This is a genomic window from Acinetobacter sp. 243_ASPC (assembly GCF_001054715.1).
Lineage (GTDB): Bacteria > Pseudomonadota > Gammaproteobacteria > Pseudomonadales > Moraxellaceae > Acinetobacter > Acinetobacter soli.
The window spans coordinates 19,259-35,654 of the sequence record NZ_JVOR01000037.1; the positions used below are offsets into that span (position 1 = coordinate 19,259).

A 16,396-nucleotide genomic window follows, 5' to 3' on the forward strand; every position below is an offset into this window, starting at 1 on the left:
ATAATTAACTTTCAAAATGCTTAAACAGGCAGCAGCTTAGCGCTTCATTTAAGTTAAGTGTCATTTTTTTCGGCAATTATGACAAATTAAATTATAAGCCTGTCATAAACTTATTAAAACTATTAAGTTTTTGAAATATAAAAACATAATTTTATTTTGCGTTAAAAAAATAGCGCAATTTAGGCGAAAAATGGAGTTAATTGAGCAAAAATTGACTTCATTAGGGCGTCGTTTGTCATATAATTGTCATAATTTAATTTAAGAATAAGGGGATTTTATTGATCCCCTTGAACCGTCTGCATGAATTCAAATCTTCCCCCTGTTTCGGATTCAAAGCCTGTGGAACCTTCACATGCGAAATCGACGAATGTACACGTACCGACACCGAAGTTCTTTATGCCGGTGTTTCTTACGGTCATCGTTGCGACTCTGATTTATATTGGATTTCAGGTCAATGCTGATTTAGCGCATGTTCCACCTTTAAATTTGTATTCTATTATTCTCCTTTCAACGGCATTGTTTATTGCCTTGGGATTTGAATTTGTAAATGGTTTCCATGACACAGCCAATGCTGTGGCGACGGTCATTTACACCAACGCCTTACCTGCACCTGTTGCAGTGATGTGGGCGGGCTTTTGTAACTTTCTCGGCGTGATGGTGGCCAGCGGTGCAGTTGCCTACGGTATTATTGCATTACTTCCTGTTGAACTGATTATGAATGTCAGCAGTGGTGCCGGATTTGCCATGGTGTTCGCGCTCCTAATCGCAGCGATTATCTGGAACTTAGGTACATGGTTTTTGGGTATCCCAGCATCAAGTTCGCATACCTTGATTGGTTCGATTTTAGGTGTGGGCATCATGAACCACATTTTAAATGCATCGACGGGTACCAGCGGTATCGATATGGATCAGGTGATCAAGGTCGGTAAAGCGTTACTCTTTTCTCCTTTAATCGGTTTTGCATTTGCTGCGATCTTATTTTTGCTGGTGAAAAAAGTATTCCGCCGTCAGCTTGAATTGTTTCAGCCACCAGAAGGCAACAAGCCACCACCACCATTGATTCGTGCAATTTTGATCTTTACCTGTACAGGTGTAAGTTTTGCACACGGATCAAATGATGGTCAGAAAGGTATGGGCTTGATTATGCTGATCCTGATTGGCTTGGTTCCTTTGGCGTACTCGCTCAATAAAAACTTAGATGCACAGTATCTTAAATCGTTTGAGCAACTTTCAGGTGAAACGGCAATTGTCTTGCATGCCAACCAAAATGAAATGCAAGATGAAAAGGCGCGTGTTGTACTGACCAAGTTTATCCAGACCAAAGAGCAAACCCCTGAGGTTTTACCGGCATTGGCCAGCATTACAGATCACTTGGGTGAGCGCGTAGGACAGTATGGCGACTTAAAAGATATTCCAGAGCAGGCAGTCAGCGAAATTCGTAATGATATGTACTTGAGCACCACAACGTTTAAACGTTTGGAAAAAGCTGAAGCACTTCCTGCAATGACCCCTCAGCAACAAGATACCTTAAAAGAATATCGTAGCAACCTTGATGGCTTTTTACAGTATATTCCTAACTGGGTGAAGGTTGCGGTTGCCTTGGCACTTGGCTTGGGCACGATGGTAGGCTGGAAGCGTATTGTGGTGACTGTGGGTGAGCGTATTGGTAAAAACCACATGACCTATGGTCAAGGCATGTCTGCTGAACTCGTTGCCATGAGCACCATTGCAGCAGCAGATGGTCTAGGTATGCCAGTTTCGACCACACACGTCTTGAACAGTGCAGTTGCAGGGACCATGGTGGCGAACAAATCTGGTTTGAACTTTGCAACAGTAAAAACCATTATTTCGGCATGGATCTTTACCTTGCCAGCAACAATCTGTTTATCCGGTGGTTTATACTGGGTGTTCTTACAGTTTGTTGGTTAAACTGTTATTCTAGAAAAGGTCACATGGGTGGCCTTTTTTTATGTCGCAATATTTCTATTTTCCGCTCAAACACGTATAAGTTTAAAGCAGATAATCAATAAGCTTTACAGGGTTTTGCCGTCATGACGTCATCTCTTGCATCTGCGTTACAACATGATCAGTTAATCAATGCATTAAAACACTATCAAGAAATCTTTTGGTATCCACCTGAAAGTAAGGATTGTGAGCACGGTCTAAATGGGGTTGGTCTTCGCCGTGCCGATATTGAAGATGCCGAACAGCGTCTAACACGCTTCGCACCTTATTTGGCTAAAGTGTTTACTGAGCTAGAAGCTTCACATGGGCGGATTGAATCTGAGATGGCGTCTATCCCTAACATGCAAAAACATGCCTGTGCTACGCTCAATTTACCTACCACAGGGCAATGGTGGTTAAAAAAAGACAGTCACTTACCCATTTCAGGTTCGATTAAAGCACGAGGTGGGATATATGAGGTATTGGCACATGCTGAAAAGTTAGCGCTTGAGGCAGGATTACTTCAGCCAGATGATGACTATACAATCTTTGATTCAGCACCTTTTCGTCAGTTTTTTGCGCAGCATCAAATTGCTGTAGGATCTACAGGAAATTTAGGTTTATCGATAGGCATCATGAGTGCCAAACTTGGCTTTCGTGTGAGCGTACATATGTCAGCCGATGCTCGGCAGTGGAAAAAAGACAAATTACGTTCGCTGGGTGTCAATGTGGTGGAATATGCGAGTGATTACGGCGTGGCGGTCGAACAAGGCCGAAAAGCCGCCGAAAACGATCCTTTATGTTTTTTTATAGATGATGAAAATTCGAAAACCCTGTTTCTGGGCTACGCTGTTGCAGGCTTACGTTTAAAACAGCAACTCAACGATCATCAAATCAAGGTCGATGCGGCGCATCCATTATTTGTTTATTTGCCTTGCGGCGTAGGCGGTGGCCCAGGAGGCGTCAGTTTTGGTTTAAAGCATGCTTTTGGTGAGCATGTGCATTGTATTTTTGCAGAACCGACGCATTCTCCGTGTATGCTTTTGGGTGTCTATACCGGATTACATGACCAGATTTCAGTACAAGATATTGGCCTAGATAATCATACTGCGGCAGACGGACTGGCGGTAGGGCGCGCCTCTGGCTTTGTCGGTCGCGCCATGCAAGATCTGATCGATGCCTATGTGACGGTCTCGGATGCACAATTATTTCAGTTTATTCAACTGCTCAATCAAACTGAGAATATTCAGCTTGAGCCTTCAGCGATAGCAGGCTTACTCGGAATTGGGCATGTACTTCAAAATCAGGATTATCAGCGAGTACGACAGTTAAGTGACTCGCAGTTGAAAAATGCCACGCATCTCATCTGGGCCACTGGCGGTGGCATGGTCCCTTCCGATGAAATGGCCAAGTACCTGAGTATGCATGGCTAAGAAAAAGCCTGTCAGTTTGACAGGCTTTTTTTTATTTTTTGAGCCAGTGCAGAGGCAGTTTATCCGAGGCAAAGCCATAAAGCGCCGCAAAAGGTAGCGCAGTACGTGCCAGATATGCAACACGCCACAAACCCCCATGGTTAGCGCCTTCCATCATCAGCTCTAGTGGATGATCAATGGAAGTGTGCGGATTCGCTGCACATTCATCATTGCGTAAATCGTGTACCCAAAGCGCAGCCATAATGGCATTGGTGGTTTCAGGTGCAAAGGCTTCAACATCAAACAATGAAGCACCATTAAACGCAGCTTTGAGGATTGGATTTTTGGTGACAGAGTGTGTGGTAGTTGAGGGTGCAATATTGATGCTCACGCGTTGACCATTTTGGTGAGCCAAAATAGCACGCCACTGTTGAATACGTTTTGCCAGCGCATAATTTGGGCCTTGCTCGAGCACTAGACAGTCTGCCACACCGTAGTGTTTATCATTATCTGAGCGAATCAGTGCTTGTTCACTCGATTGAAAAAAGTGTTTCAAGGTCAGAGTCTTAATACCTGCCGTCAAGACTTTTTGTAAGTTTGAGCGTTGCTCTGCTTTTTGATGTGCTGCTTCGACCACTTCTTTAGGAACAGCATAAATGTCGGTTGGCGTACACATAAACATAAGTGAGCTATCTGGTTTGTGTTCACTCACTAGGCTCATGATCGTGTCCATGGCCATAGATACCCGCACATGTTTTTCGCCGTCTAGATAGGCAATCGCAGCCAAATCGAGTGAAGATTTAAATTGATTTAACCACGTAACCACTTCGGGTAACTGGGTAAGTAGATTTGCGCCAAGTTTATGTTTTAAATCAGCAGAGGATACGCCAGCATCCAGATTTTCTACACAAGGTGCTATCAGCTTGGCATTGCCTTTACGCACGGTATTCAGAATTTTTTCCCATACTTTTGGATTGGGCAGATCGACGGCCACGATATTGGCTCGCCATTTTGACAACCAAGTGAGCGGGCCAGCTTCTGAGGCTGCGCCAAACAGCACCATGGTACGGTCAGATAAATCAAACCATTCAGGGTGGCTGCTGGCCAGTCTTAACGCTTTTGCATGGCTTGGTTCAATAATGCCGCGCGTTTCCCAGTCTTGAATCTGAGTAAGTAAAGCTTGTCCCGTCAGCTTTTTACCGCCATAAGGTACGTACCATTCAGGATCATCCTGACTTTCACCTTTGATGGTCACGCTATGAAGTGGAGACACGTTTGCCACATTCATGACATCTTTGAGCAGGTATTTAATGCCATCGCGGTAAAATACAAAGCTGTGGTGCGCTTTGTGTAAACCTTGCTGGGCAATGTTCACGCTCTGATGTCGGGTACGAATGCCATGCTCGACCAACGCTCTAAAATACACCGGATACTGCTTGCGCCATTGTTTTTCGTTGAGCGCCTGCTGAGAGAGCTTGTTATCGACAATCGATAATGCTTCTGAAATGATCGCTTTGCCTGTATGAGATGTACTCGGCTTTTGCGTGGTTTCGAGCAGGGGAAATTGTAATCCGTCTAGTGAATTGGACATGCAGAAAGTCTCACGATGTATTTTTAATCAATAGCATTTTGCCATTATCTACCGTATATACCTGCAAAGAGTGGCAATAACTACCAAATTTGAAATGAATCGTTAAATTTAATTTTGATCATGTGAAGTCAGTTGGACTTTATGCGTGCTTTGTAAAACGCTTGGCTTTATTACATTATCGCCTCATAGTGAGGCGATAATGCGTTAAACCCATTTATCAGTACATTGCGTTTAAAAAGGCAGTTGGGTGAGTTTGTTTAAAAAGTGCTGAATCAGGCGTGGTTCTAATATAATCGTCATGACCACACCATAGGCTGCTCCCCAAAGATGTGCACTGTGATTGATGTTGGTATTGCCACGTTTGCCAGACCAAATGCTATATGCGACATACAATATGGCAAAGATAATCGCTGGAACCGGGATGAAAAAGACAAAAATCAGTTTCCACGGTTCAAACAAAATATAGGCAAACAATACCGCTGAGACAGCCCCTGATGCACCTAAACTGGCCCAATGCGTATCGTTTTTATGTTTGAGATAGCTGGGCAAAATAGCAATAATTAATCCGCCCAAATAAAACAACACAAAGCCTAAATCAAAGAAATACTGTCTGTAGAAGCTTTCGATAATGCTGCCAAAAAAGAACAGCGTAATCATATTAAAAAGCAAATGCGTGCCATCGGCATGCACAAAACCATGGGTGATGAAACGATCAATCTGACCGCGTTGCATAGCGGGTGGCCAAAAAATCAGACGATTCATGACATTTTGGTTGGAAAAAGCCAACAGTGAAACGATCACGGTAATGATGATCAGGGTAATCGTATGATTAAACGGTAAATGCAGCATAAGATAAGAAAAAAGTTTTATTTGATGTCCATCATGCCATTTTTTGAGCATGAATAAATACCAAAAGTAAAACAAATCCGACAAATTTGGTTGATTTTTTTTAAATCCCCCGCATCTTCAGTTAAGATAAGCACTTCAGCTTGAGGATGATTGATATGTCGACTGAGAACACCAACACTGCCGTTGCAGATGAAATTCCAAATCTTTTAATTACACCGACTGCACAAGAGTATTTAAAGGATTTATTGGAAAAGCAAAATACTCCGGGTATTGGCGTTCGTATCTTTGTTGAAAACCCGGGTACGCCACGTGCAGAATGCTGTATGGCCTATAGTGCACCGGATGAAGTGGTTGCCACCGATTACAAACAAGAATATCCAGATTTTCCAGCATATGTAGACGGACCATCTATTCCGTACCTGCTTGATGCTGTGATTGATTACAACAAAGATCGTTTTGGTGGCCAGTTAACATTCCGTGCGCCAAATTCTAAAGTGCCACGTGTTGGACCAGATGCATCGATTGAAGAACGTATTACCTATGTACTCCAGTCTGAGATCAATCCGGGCTTAGCAGGTCATGGTGGTAACTGTGCACTCGTCGAAGTACAAGACGATGCAGAGCATGGCTTAACAGCTGTACTTAAATTTGGTGGTGGCTGCCAAGGTTGTTCTGCAATTGATGTAACTTTGAAACAAGGTGTCGAGACGACTTTACGCCAGCATATTCCTGAGCTTCAGCGCGTTGTGGATCAAACAGACCACACCCAAGCAGAAGGCGCTTACTTCAAATAATTTTTAATGAATTCGCTGTAATGAAAACCCCTGAGTTTCGGCTCAGGGGTTTTTTAGTTTTTAATATTGAGAATTATTATCAATATTGTTTGTAATTTGATTTCTTTTTGCTAGAATTGTCACGCAATTTAAGCTTGATTTAATATTTGTAACAAAGGGGATGTCAATGTGTAAGCCGTTATTTCGTACAGTTTTATCCGCAGCCATACTCAGTAGTATGTTCTCAGTGGCTTATGCAGAAGATACGCAGCAAGATGATCAATCTAACCCAGATGCAACCAAACTTGAGAAAATCGTTTTAACGGCAGAAGAGCAGATCAAGCAATCATTGGGTGTGTCTGTGATTACCGCAGACGATTTGGAACGTATGCCGGTGGTCAATGATGTATCAGAATATATTCGTAAAATGCCCGGGGTAAACCTGACTGGAAATAGTTCAACGGGTCAGCGTGGCAATAACCGTCAGATCGATATTCGAGGAATGGGGCCTGAAAATACCTTGATATTAATTGATGGTAAACCAGTCACTTCACGTAATTCAGTGCGTTATGGATGGCGTGGCGAGCGCGATACACGCGGTGATTCAAACTGGGTACCTGCCGATGCAATTGAATCGATTGAAGTAATTCGAGGGCCAGCCGCAGCACGCTATGGCAATGGCGCGATGGGAGGCGTGGTCAATATTAAAACCAAAAAAATTACGAATGAAACGCATGGTTCTGTCGAACTGTTCAGCAATCAGCCTGAAAACAGTAAAGAAGGTGCAACCAATCGTGTGAGTGTTAATTTAAGCGGCCCGATTATCCAAGATGTGCTGTCTTATCGTATTTATGGGAACTTCAATAAAACGGACAATGATGCAGCGGATATTAATCCACTTACCTCAAGCGGTACGCGAGCTGCTGGTCGTGAAGGGGTAGAAAATAAAGATCTGAGCGCTCGATTTGCATGGCAGGCAACCGATCGTCAAACGCTGTTATTGGATTTGGCTTCGAGTCGTCAGGGCAATTTATTTGCTGGTGATTCACAAAATAGTAATGTGGATCCGATCTCAAATGAAATTCTCTCGCAACTGATTGGTAAAGAAACCAATACCATGTGGAAAGACAGCTATGCGATGACCCATGAAGGCAAGTGGGACTGGGGCGATAGCCGTATTATTGCGCAGTTTGATCGAACCAAAAATAAGCGCTTTGTGGAAGGGACTGCGGGTGCATCAGAGGGTCGAATCAACAGTTTGGATAATCGTACCACATCGACATTAGATACACTGCGCTTAAATGGTGAGGTGAATATTCCACTCGACTTCTATATGCCTCAAAATTTAACTGTGGGTACAGAATGGGTTGAAGATCGATTTAAAGACCCAGGAAATACCACTCAAGGAACGGGTGAGTATGCGAACTCATTGACTACTGGCGATCGCAGTAAAATGAATTCACGTATTGCATCGGCATATGTAGAAGATAACCTTAAATTGACCGACAGTACCGACTTTGTTTTGGGCTTGCGCTTTGATGATCACAATAAATCTGGCTCGAACTGGAGCCCAAGCTTAAATATCACACAGCGTTTAGGTGATTACTTCACGCTCAAAGGCGGTATTGCCCGTGCCTATAAAGCACCAAACTTGTATCAAAATGCAGAAGGTTACTTGCTTGGAACTAGAGGGAATGGCTGTCCGATTGGGTTAACGCAATGTGTCCTTCAAGGTAATGACGATTTAAAACCTGAAACATCCGTCAATAAAGAGATTGGCATTCAATTCCAAAAAGATAACGTCAATGCCAGCTTGGCTTGGTTCCGTAACGACTATAAAGATAAAATTTCTTCAGGAACCGAAGTGTCACAGCAGGTTGTCATTGGAGCTACCACGTACAATGTTTTGCAGTGGACCAATATTCCTAAAGCATTGGTTCAAGGGCTTGAAGGCAGTGTGACGCTAGATTGGGGAGATATCAGCTGGACCAATAATTTTACCTATATGATGGATTCGGTGAACAAAGAAACTGGCAATCCGCTGTCGGTGATTCCAAATTACACCATCAACTCGATTTTTAATTATAAGCTCACCGATAAAGCCGATGTTAACTTTGTCTATACGCAATATGGTCGTCAGAAACCCCGTCAATATGTCGAAACCAATATTGATAATACAGCTGGTTTAGTGACCGAAAGTATCAAAAGTTATGGCATCGCCGGAATTAACATGGGCTATAAATTTACTGATCAGTTCAGTGGCCGTGTGGGGGTCAGTAATGTGTTTGATGAAGAAAAACTTCGCGATCTTTCAGTGAGTCAAAGTTATAACGAGCCAGGACGAGCGTACTACGCCAGCTTGAAATATCAATTTTAATAAAAAAAGCCGCATTAGCGGCTTTTTTTTATAGCTTTAACAGTTGTTGTGTTTCAGCTGCGTAGTAAAACTTTTCTAAGTAATGTCGTGCTCGTGTCGCCAAGTATTGTGTTTCGAGCATTTGACTCAAAATAGGTTTTAAGAGCGCACTTAACTCATGTTCAATCAGCGGTTCATGGATGTTCAGATCTTGAAGCAATTGATCAAAGGTGCGTTCCTGATTGCGTGCATACCACGCGTAAATACCATCATGCACCTGCTGTTTTAAGTAATCGGTCTGCCGAAGATGTTGCCAGATTTCATGCCCCATCGACACGGTGTTGGGTAAATCTTCAACTTCAATATAGTGGCGTAAAACACTCAGTGGTTGGAGTTTGATCTTGTGCCATAAATTGGCCTGAAAATGATAGAGCTTATCATCGCTAAAATGCTGATTGAGCACACTTTCACTGAGCTGGCTCAGCTTGGCAATATTCTTGTGCAAGTAATTTGAGACAGTTGCATCTAGGTTTGAATCGGTGACCGATTCAAGTACCGATTTACCCATTTTCATGAACCGTCCTACACCCGGCACTTTTTTGGCCATGAGTGAATTGTCCATGTAATCTTGTATCGCATGTTGAATCAACTGGCTCACCATAGCCGAAAACGCGGGATTGTTGGTGACCCGTTTGATTAAGGCCTTGCGGTGGTCACTTTTACTGGCGATGTATTGTGCGATACGATCGATGGTGAGCACTGGAATCACATCTTGAATCAGCGTTTGATCATTAAGCGGGTGAATCAGAGCAAAACGAATATGCTCTGCAATTTGATCAATCAAAAACGCCGTTGCAGGGGTATTTAAAATTTGTTTTTCAATCAACTGCTGAATCTGTTCAAATGACCAGATGTGCTGAAGCTGCTGTTGTTTGAACCAATGATAGAAGCTTGAAAACTCTGCTTGAATGGTCTCGGGTGCAGAAAACTCCTGTTGTAAAAATGCCAGATGTGCGTCGATCAATTGTTCAATCACTGGGTGTTTTTGCATGTTCAGCTTAATTTGAAAAGAATACCTTCATACTAAAAGATATCCGCACAATTTGAAATGACCCTTTTTATGGAATATAGCAAATGATTTACCTATTTCAAATACACAGATTAAAATATCAACCATATAAAAAGTAATTTAAATTCATTTAGTTAGAACTATATTGATTGCAAAATAACAATATATAAATTTGTTGTAAGAGTTGAGATTTTGTCAGTGACTTTCTATAAGGAGCTGATTAAACTTATCTAAATTTTTAGTTGGATGGTAGAACAAAATGTTAACCGCACAAGAAGCATTGGATCGTCTAAAAGCTGGAAATCAGAGATTTATGAAAGGTGAAACCACCAATCATACTCTCGTGAGCCATCAAGAGCGTGCAGAAATGGCAGAAGGCCAAAACCCTTTTGCGATTATTTTAGGCTGTTCAGATTCACGTGTACCGGCTGAAATGGTTTTCGACCAAGGCTTAGGTGATTTGTTCGTGATTCGTGTGGCAGGTAACGTTGTTGCACCATCGCAAGTAGGTAGTGTTGAATTTGCTGCTGAACGATATGATTGTGCAGTGGTTGTGGTACTCGGTCATAGTCATTGCGGTGCGATACAAGCTACTGTAGATACTTTGCTCAATCCAGAAAATCCACCTTCTGACAACTTGATGTCGATTGTGAATCGTGTACGTCCATCAGTTGAAATTTTGCTGCAAACTGATTTAAAACACGATCACAATAAACTTTGTATGCATGCCATTCGTTCAAATGTATTTGCATCGGTCAATCAATTAAGACACGGTTCTGCTGTACTTGAAAGCTTGATTGCCAAAGGCAAAATGATTGTCGTGGGTGCAGAATACTCACTTGAGACAGGTGAAGTTAATTTTTTTGATTTCTAAGTCCTGATACGTCGGCAGACGGTTGGGCAAAAGGCGTCTTATAAGGCGCCTTTTACGTATGGATATGCCGTTTTGAGTAAAATAGACTGCGCTTTGGCATTTGGATGAATCTGATCTTTTTGCATTAACGTTTTATTGCCTGCAACCCCTTCAAGAAAAAATGGCAAAAGTTTGACCTTATACTTTTGACTGACCACTTTATAATTATTTTCAAATGCCTGACTGTATGCACTACCGTAATTCGGTGGAATTTTCATTCCAAATAAAACAACTTTGGCTTGAGCAGCTTGACCTTGCTGAACCAGTTTTTCAAGATTCGCACGAATCAACTGAGGGGGTTGGCCGCGAAGTGCATCGTTGCCACCAAGCTCAACAATCATAACTTGCGGTTTGTAGGTTTGCAGCAATTTGGGTAGTCGTGCGAGTGCGCCGCTGGTGGTTTCTCCACTCACACTGGCGTTAATGACTTTATGCTGTTTAGGATCGTCCTGATCGAGACGCTTTTGTAAAAGTGCAACCCAGCCCTGTTCAGGATTGATGCCATAACCTGCACTCAAACTATCACCGACCACTAAAATCGTTTTAGCTGAAACCGCAAATGGCATGATGCTAAATGAACCAATAATTAACCATTTTGTCCATTTTCCGTTTAAAAACATGTTATACAGTTGCATAGTAAGTCGTCGATGCTTTCACCAGAGGGGATACTGACCATCATGCCACAACCAATAATTTCTGCCCATCACCTGACACAATCTGTGCAATTTAATAACAATCAGTTAACGATTTTAGATCAGATCAATTTGGAAATTTTTGCTGGGGAACAGGTAGCAATTACAGGTCGTTCTGGCTCTGGAAAATCTACTTTATTGGGAGTGCTGGCAACCCTAGATAGACCTTCTTCGGGTGAGCTATGGGTGTGTGGTCAGGCAGTACATGGGATGTCGGAAGAGCAGCGTGCGACTTTAAGATTAGAGCATATTGGCTTTGTTTTTCAGTCTTTTCAGCTTCTGCCGCATTTGAGCGCACTTGAAAATGTGATGCTACCGCTACGCTTACAGGCATCATTTCAGTTTAAAGATGCCGAGATGAAAGCACGAGAATGGCTTGCACGCGTGGGGCTTGAGCGTCAAGTTGAGCAAACACCTAAAGTTCTTTCTGGCGGGGAACAACAGCGCGTTGCCATTGCACGCGCACTCATCGCCGAGCCAAAACTGGTATTTGCCGATGAACCTACAGGCAATCTAGATGGCCAAACCGCAAAAGAGATTGAACGTTTATTGTTTAAACTGAATCAGGAGCTCGGGACTACATTGGTGTTGGTGACGCACGATCAAAAACTGGCCAGTCAATGTCAGCGGCATTTTAATCTGGTCGATGGACGTATCAATGAAGAACTGGCAAAGGTGGAGCATGTATGAGTTCACTTTTAAAACCGTTATTGTTGCAAAGTTTACGAACGGGCGGGCTTTATTTATTGATCATTGCCTTATCGTTGGCGATCAGCGCAACCACTGCTTTAAAATTTAGTAACAATCAGGTCAAACAAGCCGTCAATCTACAAGCTGCGCAAATGCTGGCGGCCGATCTGGTGCTTTCCGATCAAGACCCTTTATCAAACCAGTGGTCACAGCGTGCGACACAAGATGGACTCAAACAATCGCGTGTCACGCTGTTTAGTTCAATGGCACGCACCGAGCAAAACTTTGTGATGGTCAATGTAAAAGCAATTGATTCGGCCTTTCCATTACGAGGTGAACTGCGTATTCAGCCTGCACAAAAAACGCCAGCAATAGGGGAGATCTGGCTGAGCACACGGGCTATGGAATTGCTGAAAGTGAAGCTGAACGACACGGTTTATATTGCCGATGGTCAATTCCGTGTGGCAGGCGTCATTGCGCATGATTCCAATCAGGAGCTGGGTTTTTCCGGTTTTTCTCCGACTGTGATCATCAATCAGAATGATGTCGCAAAAACCAATGCCATTCAGGTGGGTAGTCGGATCGAATACCGGTTGCTCCTTGCAGGCCGCCCAGATCAGACCAAACGCTTTGCAGATGAATTTAAGCATCTGCAACAAACGGACAGCAGCAGTGCACAGCAAGCAGATTCTGAAAGTGCAACCACCTTGCGCCTACGTGATGCCACGCAAGGTAATACTCGTTTGGTCAAACCGATTGAAAATCTAGACACCTTTTTGCAACTGGCAAATATTTTAACCATTCTACTCTGCGGGATTGCCATTGCCCTGACCAGTCAGCGCTATGTACAGCAAAACCAAGACCACATCGCGTTGATTCGATGCTTGGGTGCCAGCAAGGCACAGATTTTATGGGCTTATATGGGGCTGCTCGCGATTGTAAGCTTCATTTCAATTGTACTGGGCAGTGCAATAGGTGTCGGTTTAGGCTTTGGACTACTGCAACTCATGCTCCAGTTAATGCCGCAGTTACAACTGAATTTTTCAGTCTGGGATATCTGGATTGGCCCATTACCAACGGCCATCTTTACCAGCGTGGTGGTTTTGTTCGGATTTATCTTACCGAGTGTGTGGGAGCTTTTAAATACGCCGCCAATTCGGGTGATTCGTCAGGAAGTTCGGTCTAAGCGCTCACTGGCGCTGATGTTTCTTGCCGGTATCATTAGTCTAATTGTGTTCAGTCTGGTGTTGAGTGATAACCTTCAACTGAGCGCACTTATGCTTGCTGCAATTTTACTCTTAAGTTTGTTGCTGTATGGGGTGGTCTGGAGTGTACTTAAGTTCATCAAAGGTCTTAAAAACGGACTTTCAGCCTATGTGCGCTTACCGCATCAGAGTGCAATCCAAATTACGGCTTTGGCGTTAGGAATTAGTCTGATTACGGTGCTGAGTGTCTTACGGGTCGATTTGCTTGAGCGCTGGCAAGAACAATTGCCTGAAGGGACGCCTAATCAATTTGTCTATGGTTTACCGCCATTCGACATGCCGCAGCTACAACAGCAATTAACCCAAAACAGTTGGAAAAGCACACCGCTATACCCGAATATCCGTGGTCGACTGGTGGCTAAAAACGATCGCGCCTTTACGCCCGAACAAGTCAAACAAAACAATGCACTGCGCCGTGAATTGAATTTAACTCAATCACGCACATTCCCAGACGATAATAAAATCGTTTCAGGGGTAACGCGCTTTAATCAAGTCAATCAAGTGTCGGTAGAGGCTAAACTGGCCGAAGAGTTGGGGATTAAAATTGGCGATAAACTGACCTTTCAATTGCCTGAAGGTCCGTTGTCTGCCCGAGTGATTAACCTAAGAACCGTGGAGTGGGAAAGTTTCAGTCCGAATTTCTTCTTTATTTTCTCACCATCGACCATCGATGAGAATTCAGGCAGTTATTTAGGGAGTTTTTATGTTCCCCCGCAAGACAAAGCCAAACTGGTGGGGCTTATTCAGCAATTTAGCAATACCGTCTTTATCGATGTCAGCTTGATCTTGGAAGAAGTCAAACGACTGGTCGGTGTTTTGGTGCAAATTATTACTGTACTTGCCGTATTGGTCGGTATTTCGGGCTTATTGGTGTTAATTGCGTGTTTGAATCTTTTAATGGATGAGCGGCGTCAGGAAGTGGCTGTGTTACGTTCGTTTGGTATTGCCAAAACCAAGCTCAAACAATTGCTGATGCTTGAGGTCGGATTAATGGGTTTGTTGTCTGGGATTGTGGCATGTTTATTTGCAGAAGTGATTAGTGCAGTTGCCAGTTACAAGATGAACATTGCAGTTCAGTGGCATCCTGAAATCTGGTTGATTTTACCACTCACAATGATGGTGGTCTGTGCCCTGATTGGGCGTTATCGTCTCAGTTATTTATGTGACATTCCGCCACTGCAAAGTCTAAGAGAGCTGAATCAATCTTGATTCAATGGGCCAGCTTATAGATTAAGCTGGCTTTTCATTTGCATCAGAATGTGTTGCCACAGTTCTAAAATAGGCGCCAACAAACTGAGACAGTATTGATAAGCTAAATAGCACAATACACTCCCCGTGGCTAAGCCGACAAGTTTTGCCACTGTGCTCACGGCGAAGCGCTGCCCCACATACCAGATCAGTGCCAGTAATGCGCCCATGAGCATCCCCCCAATATGCGCAGCGTTATTGATGCCGGTTGCCATGAAACCAAAGGCCAAGTTAATCGCCATAATGATCAATAACGCTTTTTTGTCGAGAATAAAACGTTGCCTCGGCAATGCAGGTAATATGGCCAGTATTGTGAGTGCGCCGCCAAGCCCCATCACCGCGCCAGAGGCACCGGCTCCCACATGGGGCAGTAAACTTGGATCAAAGTTTTCAAGTAGTGCATAACTGTCACGAATGGTGATATAACCACTGAGCAGACTCCCGGCCAGTCCGGCCAGAATATACAGGCCCAGATAATACCCGCGTCCGAGTAGTTGTTCGGCAATGTTGCCAAACACATACAATGCCCACATGTTCAGCATAAGATGAATCAAGCCAAAATGAAAAAACATGCTGGTAAACAGACGAGCCGGTTGCTCAAGATAGGTGAGCGGCGCAAAATCGGCTCCCCAGTAAATGGCATCGGCTGTGGTCGGGTTACTGGCATCTACGCCATGCATGATCTGCCAGACAAATAAACCCACGTTTATCATGATCAGTACAGCCGTAATCCACCAACTGTAGAGGTCAAGTTTACGATTCATCTGAGGTGGTCTTAGATCAGTCATGCTATGCTTTTGTAATCATTCAATAAGAGCGATAAAGTAGCTTAGCATGAAACTACAAACTCTCTGGAGAAAAGCGCTGACATGAAACGTTTTTTTGTACGTGTTATTTTGGCACTTGTCAGTGTTGTACTTCTGGTTCAACTTTGGATTTTTGCAAGTTTAGTATGGTGGCGCACGCAGCCTGTCAATACCAGCATGTTTATGCGCATTGCATCGTGGTCAGAGCCCTCTAAACCGCTTCAACACCATTGGCGTGACTATGACAATATTAGTAATAATTTCAAGCGAGCAGTAGTGGCTGCCGAAGATGGCAAGTTTTTGCAGCATCATGGTTTTGACTGGGATGGTATTCAGTACGCTTTAGAAAAAAATGAAAAATCAGGTGAAGTGGTCAATGGTGGATCGACTATCTCGCAGCAGTTGGCCAAGAATCTATTTTTATTCAATCAGCGTTCTTTTTTGCGCAAGGGCCAAGAAGCGATTGCGACTTGGATGATGGAGCGAATGTGGTCGAAGCAGCGTATTTTAGAAGTATATATGAACTCGGTTGAATTTGGTGAACATATTTATGGTGTAGAGGCGGCATCTCAATATTACTTTAACCGCAGTGCTAAAAACTTAAGCCGAGAACAAGCTGCGTTTTTGGCTGCCTTACTACCCAATCCAAAGTACTATCAAAACAATCGAAATGACGCCAAATTTCGTTTTAAACAGCGCTTTACACTAAAATATATGCGCTACAGTCAAATTCCTTAAGAATTGAGATGTGTATTGAATATAAAAAACGTACTTTTAGTGCGTTTTTT

General features: G+C 43.3%; 13 protein-coding genes. 8 read left to right on the forward strand and 5 right to left on the reverse strand.

The window, feature by feature from the left end:
* Window positions 1-300: 300 nt before the first annotated feature.
* Complete coding sequence (locus ADA42_RS03555) at window positions 301-1,929, forward strand: inorganic phosphate transporter (RefSeq protein WP_004936016.1); 1,629 nt, start codon at window positions 301-303, stop codon at window positions 1,927-1,929.
* A 122-nt stretch (window positions 1,930-2,051) separates the two neighbouring features.
* The gene (locus ADA42_RS03560) at window positions 2,052-3,377 is read left to right on the forward strand and encodes a D-serine ammonia-lyase (protein WP_048763613.1); all 1,326 of its coding nucleotides are present in this window, start codon (window positions 2,052-2,054) and stop codon (window positions 3,375-3,377) included.
* A gap of 31 nt (window positions 3,378-3,408) precedes the next feature.
* On the opposite strand, the gene ADA42_RS03565 is transcribed toward ADA42_RS03560, so the two are convergent.
* Window positions 3,409-4,947 carry a hypothetical protein gene (locus tag ADA42_RS03565; RefSeq protein WP_048763615.1) on the reverse strand — a complete coding sequence of 513 codons (1,539 nt, stop codon included), beginning with the start codon at window positions 4,945-4,947 and terminating at the stop codon, window positions 3,409-3,411.
* A gap of 231 nt (window positions 4,948-5,178) precedes the next feature.
* Window positions 5,179-5,796, reverse strand: coding sequence for a rhomboid family intramembrane serine protease (locus ADA42_RS03570; RefSeq protein ID WP_039910033.1), 618 nt, complete (start codon window positions 5,794-5,796; stop codon window positions 5,179-5,181).
* A gap of 155 nt (window positions 5,797-5,951) precedes the next feature.
* Here ADA42_RS03570 and nfuA point away from each other — a divergent pair, with 155 nt between their 5' ends.
* Both nfuA and ADA42_RS03580 read left to right on the forward strand, forming a co-directional pair.
* Window positions 5,952-6,590, forward strand: coding sequence for a Fe-S biogenesis protein NfuA (gene nfuA, locus ADA42_RS03575; protein ID WP_004936028.1), 639 nt, complete (start codon window positions 5,952-5,954; stop codon window positions 6,588-6,590).
* A gap of 166 nt (window positions 6,591-6,756) precedes the next feature.
* Window positions 6,757-8,946 (forward strand): TonB-dependent siderophore receptor, encoded by a 2,190-nt coding sequence (locus ADA42_RS03580; protein ID WP_048763617.1) that lies wholly within the window; start codon window positions 6,757-6,759, stop codon window positions 8,944-8,946.
* A 28-nt stretch (window positions 8,947-8,974) separates the two neighbouring features.
* Here ADA42_RS03580 and ADA42_RS03585 read toward each other — a convergent pair whose 3' ends face one another.
* A complete protein-coding gene (locus ADA42_RS03585; RefSeq protein ID WP_048763618.1) occupies window positions 8,975-9,976 on the reverse strand; it encodes a hypothetical protein in 1,002 nt (333 codons plus the stop codon).
* A gap of 277 nt (window positions 9,977-10,253) precedes the next feature.
* Between ADA42_RS03585 and ADA42_RS03590 the strand changes: the two genes are divergently transcribed.
* On the forward strand, window positions 10,254-10,868 hold the full coding sequence (locus tag ADA42_RS03590; protein WP_004946131.1) for a carbonic anhydrase: 615 nt from the start codon (window positions 10,254-10,256) through the stop codon (window positions 10,866-10,868).
* A 38-nt stretch (window positions 10,869-10,906) separates the two neighbouring features.
* Here the strand turns inward: ADA42_RS03590 and ADA42_RS03595 are convergent, their stop codons facing one another.
* Window positions 10,907-11,536, reverse strand: a complete 630-nt coding sequence (locus tag ADA42_RS03595; RefSeq protein WP_171249911.1) for an arylesterase — start codon at window positions 11,534-11,536, stop codon at window positions 10,907-10,909.
* Window positions 11,537-11,584: 48 nt separating this feature from the next.
* Between ADA42_RS03595 and ADA42_RS03600 the strand changes: the two genes are divergently transcribed.
* The gene (locus tag ADA42_RS03600; protein ID WP_048763622.1) at window positions 11,585-12,289 is read left to right on the forward strand and encodes an ABC transporter ATP-binding protein; all 705 of its coding nucleotides are present in this window, start codon (window positions 11,585-11,587) and stop codon (window positions 12,287-12,289) included.
* On the forward strand, window positions 12,286-14,763 hold the full coding sequence (locus ADA42_RS03605) for an ABC transporter permease (protein WP_048763623.1): 2,478 nt from the start codon (window positions 12,286-12,288) through the stop codon (window positions 14,761-14,763). The genes ADA42_RS03600 and ADA42_RS03605 overlap by 4 nt, the downstream gene beginning before the upstream one ends.
* A 14-nt stretch (window positions 14,764-14,777) precedes the next feature.
* Here ADA42_RS03605 and ADA42_RS03610 read toward each other — a convergent pair whose 3' ends face one another.
* Window positions 14,778-15,590 carry a rhomboid family intramembrane serine protease gene (locus ADA42_RS03610; protein WP_048763625.1) on the reverse strand — a complete coding sequence of 271 codons (813 nt, stop codon included), beginning with the start codon at window positions 15,588-15,590 and terminating at the stop codon, window positions 14,778-14,780.
* Window positions 15,591-15,671: 81 nt separating this feature from the next.
* On the opposite strand from ADA42_RS03610, the gene mtgA reads away from it, so the two are divergent.
* Entirely contained in the window at window positions 15,672-16,346 is a 675-nt protein-coding gene (mtgA, locus tag ADA42_RS03615; RefSeq protein ID WP_004936051.1) for a monofunctional biosynthetic peptidoglycan transglycosylase, read from the forward strand.
* The last annotated feature ends 50 nt before the right edge of the window (window positions 16,347-16,396 follow it).

What these genes read in the sequence shown, in the direction of transcription:
- ADA42_RS03555 (WP_004936016.1), top strand. Translation starts at nt 301, where the DNA reads ATGAATTCAAATCTTCCCCCTGTTTCGGATTCAAAGCCTGTGGAACCT.
- ADA42_RS03560 (WP_048763613.1), top strand. Translation starts at nt 2,052, where the DNA reads ATGACGTCATCTCTTGCATCTGCGTTACAACATGATCAGTTAATCAAT.
- ADA42_RS03565 (WP_048763615.1), bottom strand. Translation starts at nt 4,947, where the DNA reads ATGTCCAATTCACTAGACGGATTACAATTTCCCCTGCTCGAAACCACG.
- ADA42_RS03570 (WP_039910033.1), bottom strand. Translation starts at nt 5,796, where the DNA reads ATGCTGCATTTACCGTTTAATCATACGATTACCCTGATCATCATTACC.
- nfuA (WP_004936028.1), top strand. Translation starts at nt 5,952, where the DNA reads ATGTCGACTGAGAACACCAACACTGCCGTTGCAGATGAAATTCCAAAT.
- ADA42_RS03580 (WP_048763617.1), top strand. Translation starts at nt 6,757, where the DNA reads ATGTGTAAGCCGTTATTTCGTACAGTTTTATCCGCAGCCATACTCAGT.
- ADA42_RS03585 (WP_048763618.1), bottom strand. Translation starts at nt 9,976, where the DNA reads ATGCAAAAACACCCAGTGATTGAACAATTGATCGACGCACATCTGGCA.
- ADA42_RS03590 (WP_004946131.1), top strand. Translation starts at nt 10,254, where the DNA reads ATGTTAACCGCACAAGAAGCATTGGATCGTCTAAAAGCTGGAAATCAG.
- ADA42_RS03600 (WP_048763622.1), top strand. Translation starts at nt 11,585, where the DNA reads ATGCCACAACCAATAATTTCTGCCCATCACCTGACACAATCTGTGCAA.
- ADA42_RS03605 (WP_048763623.1), top strand. Translation starts at nt 12,286, where the DNA reads ATGAGTTCACTTTTAAAACCGTTATTGTTGCAAAGTTTACGAACGGGC.
- ADA42_RS03610 (WP_048763625.1), bottom strand. Translation starts at nt 15,590, where the DNA reads ATGACTGATCTAAGACCACCTCAGATGAATCGTAAACTTGACCTCTAC.
- mtgA (WP_004936051.1), top strand. Translation starts at nt 15,672, where the DNA reads ATGAAACGTTTTTTTGTACGTGTTATTTTGGCACTTGTCAGTGTTGTA.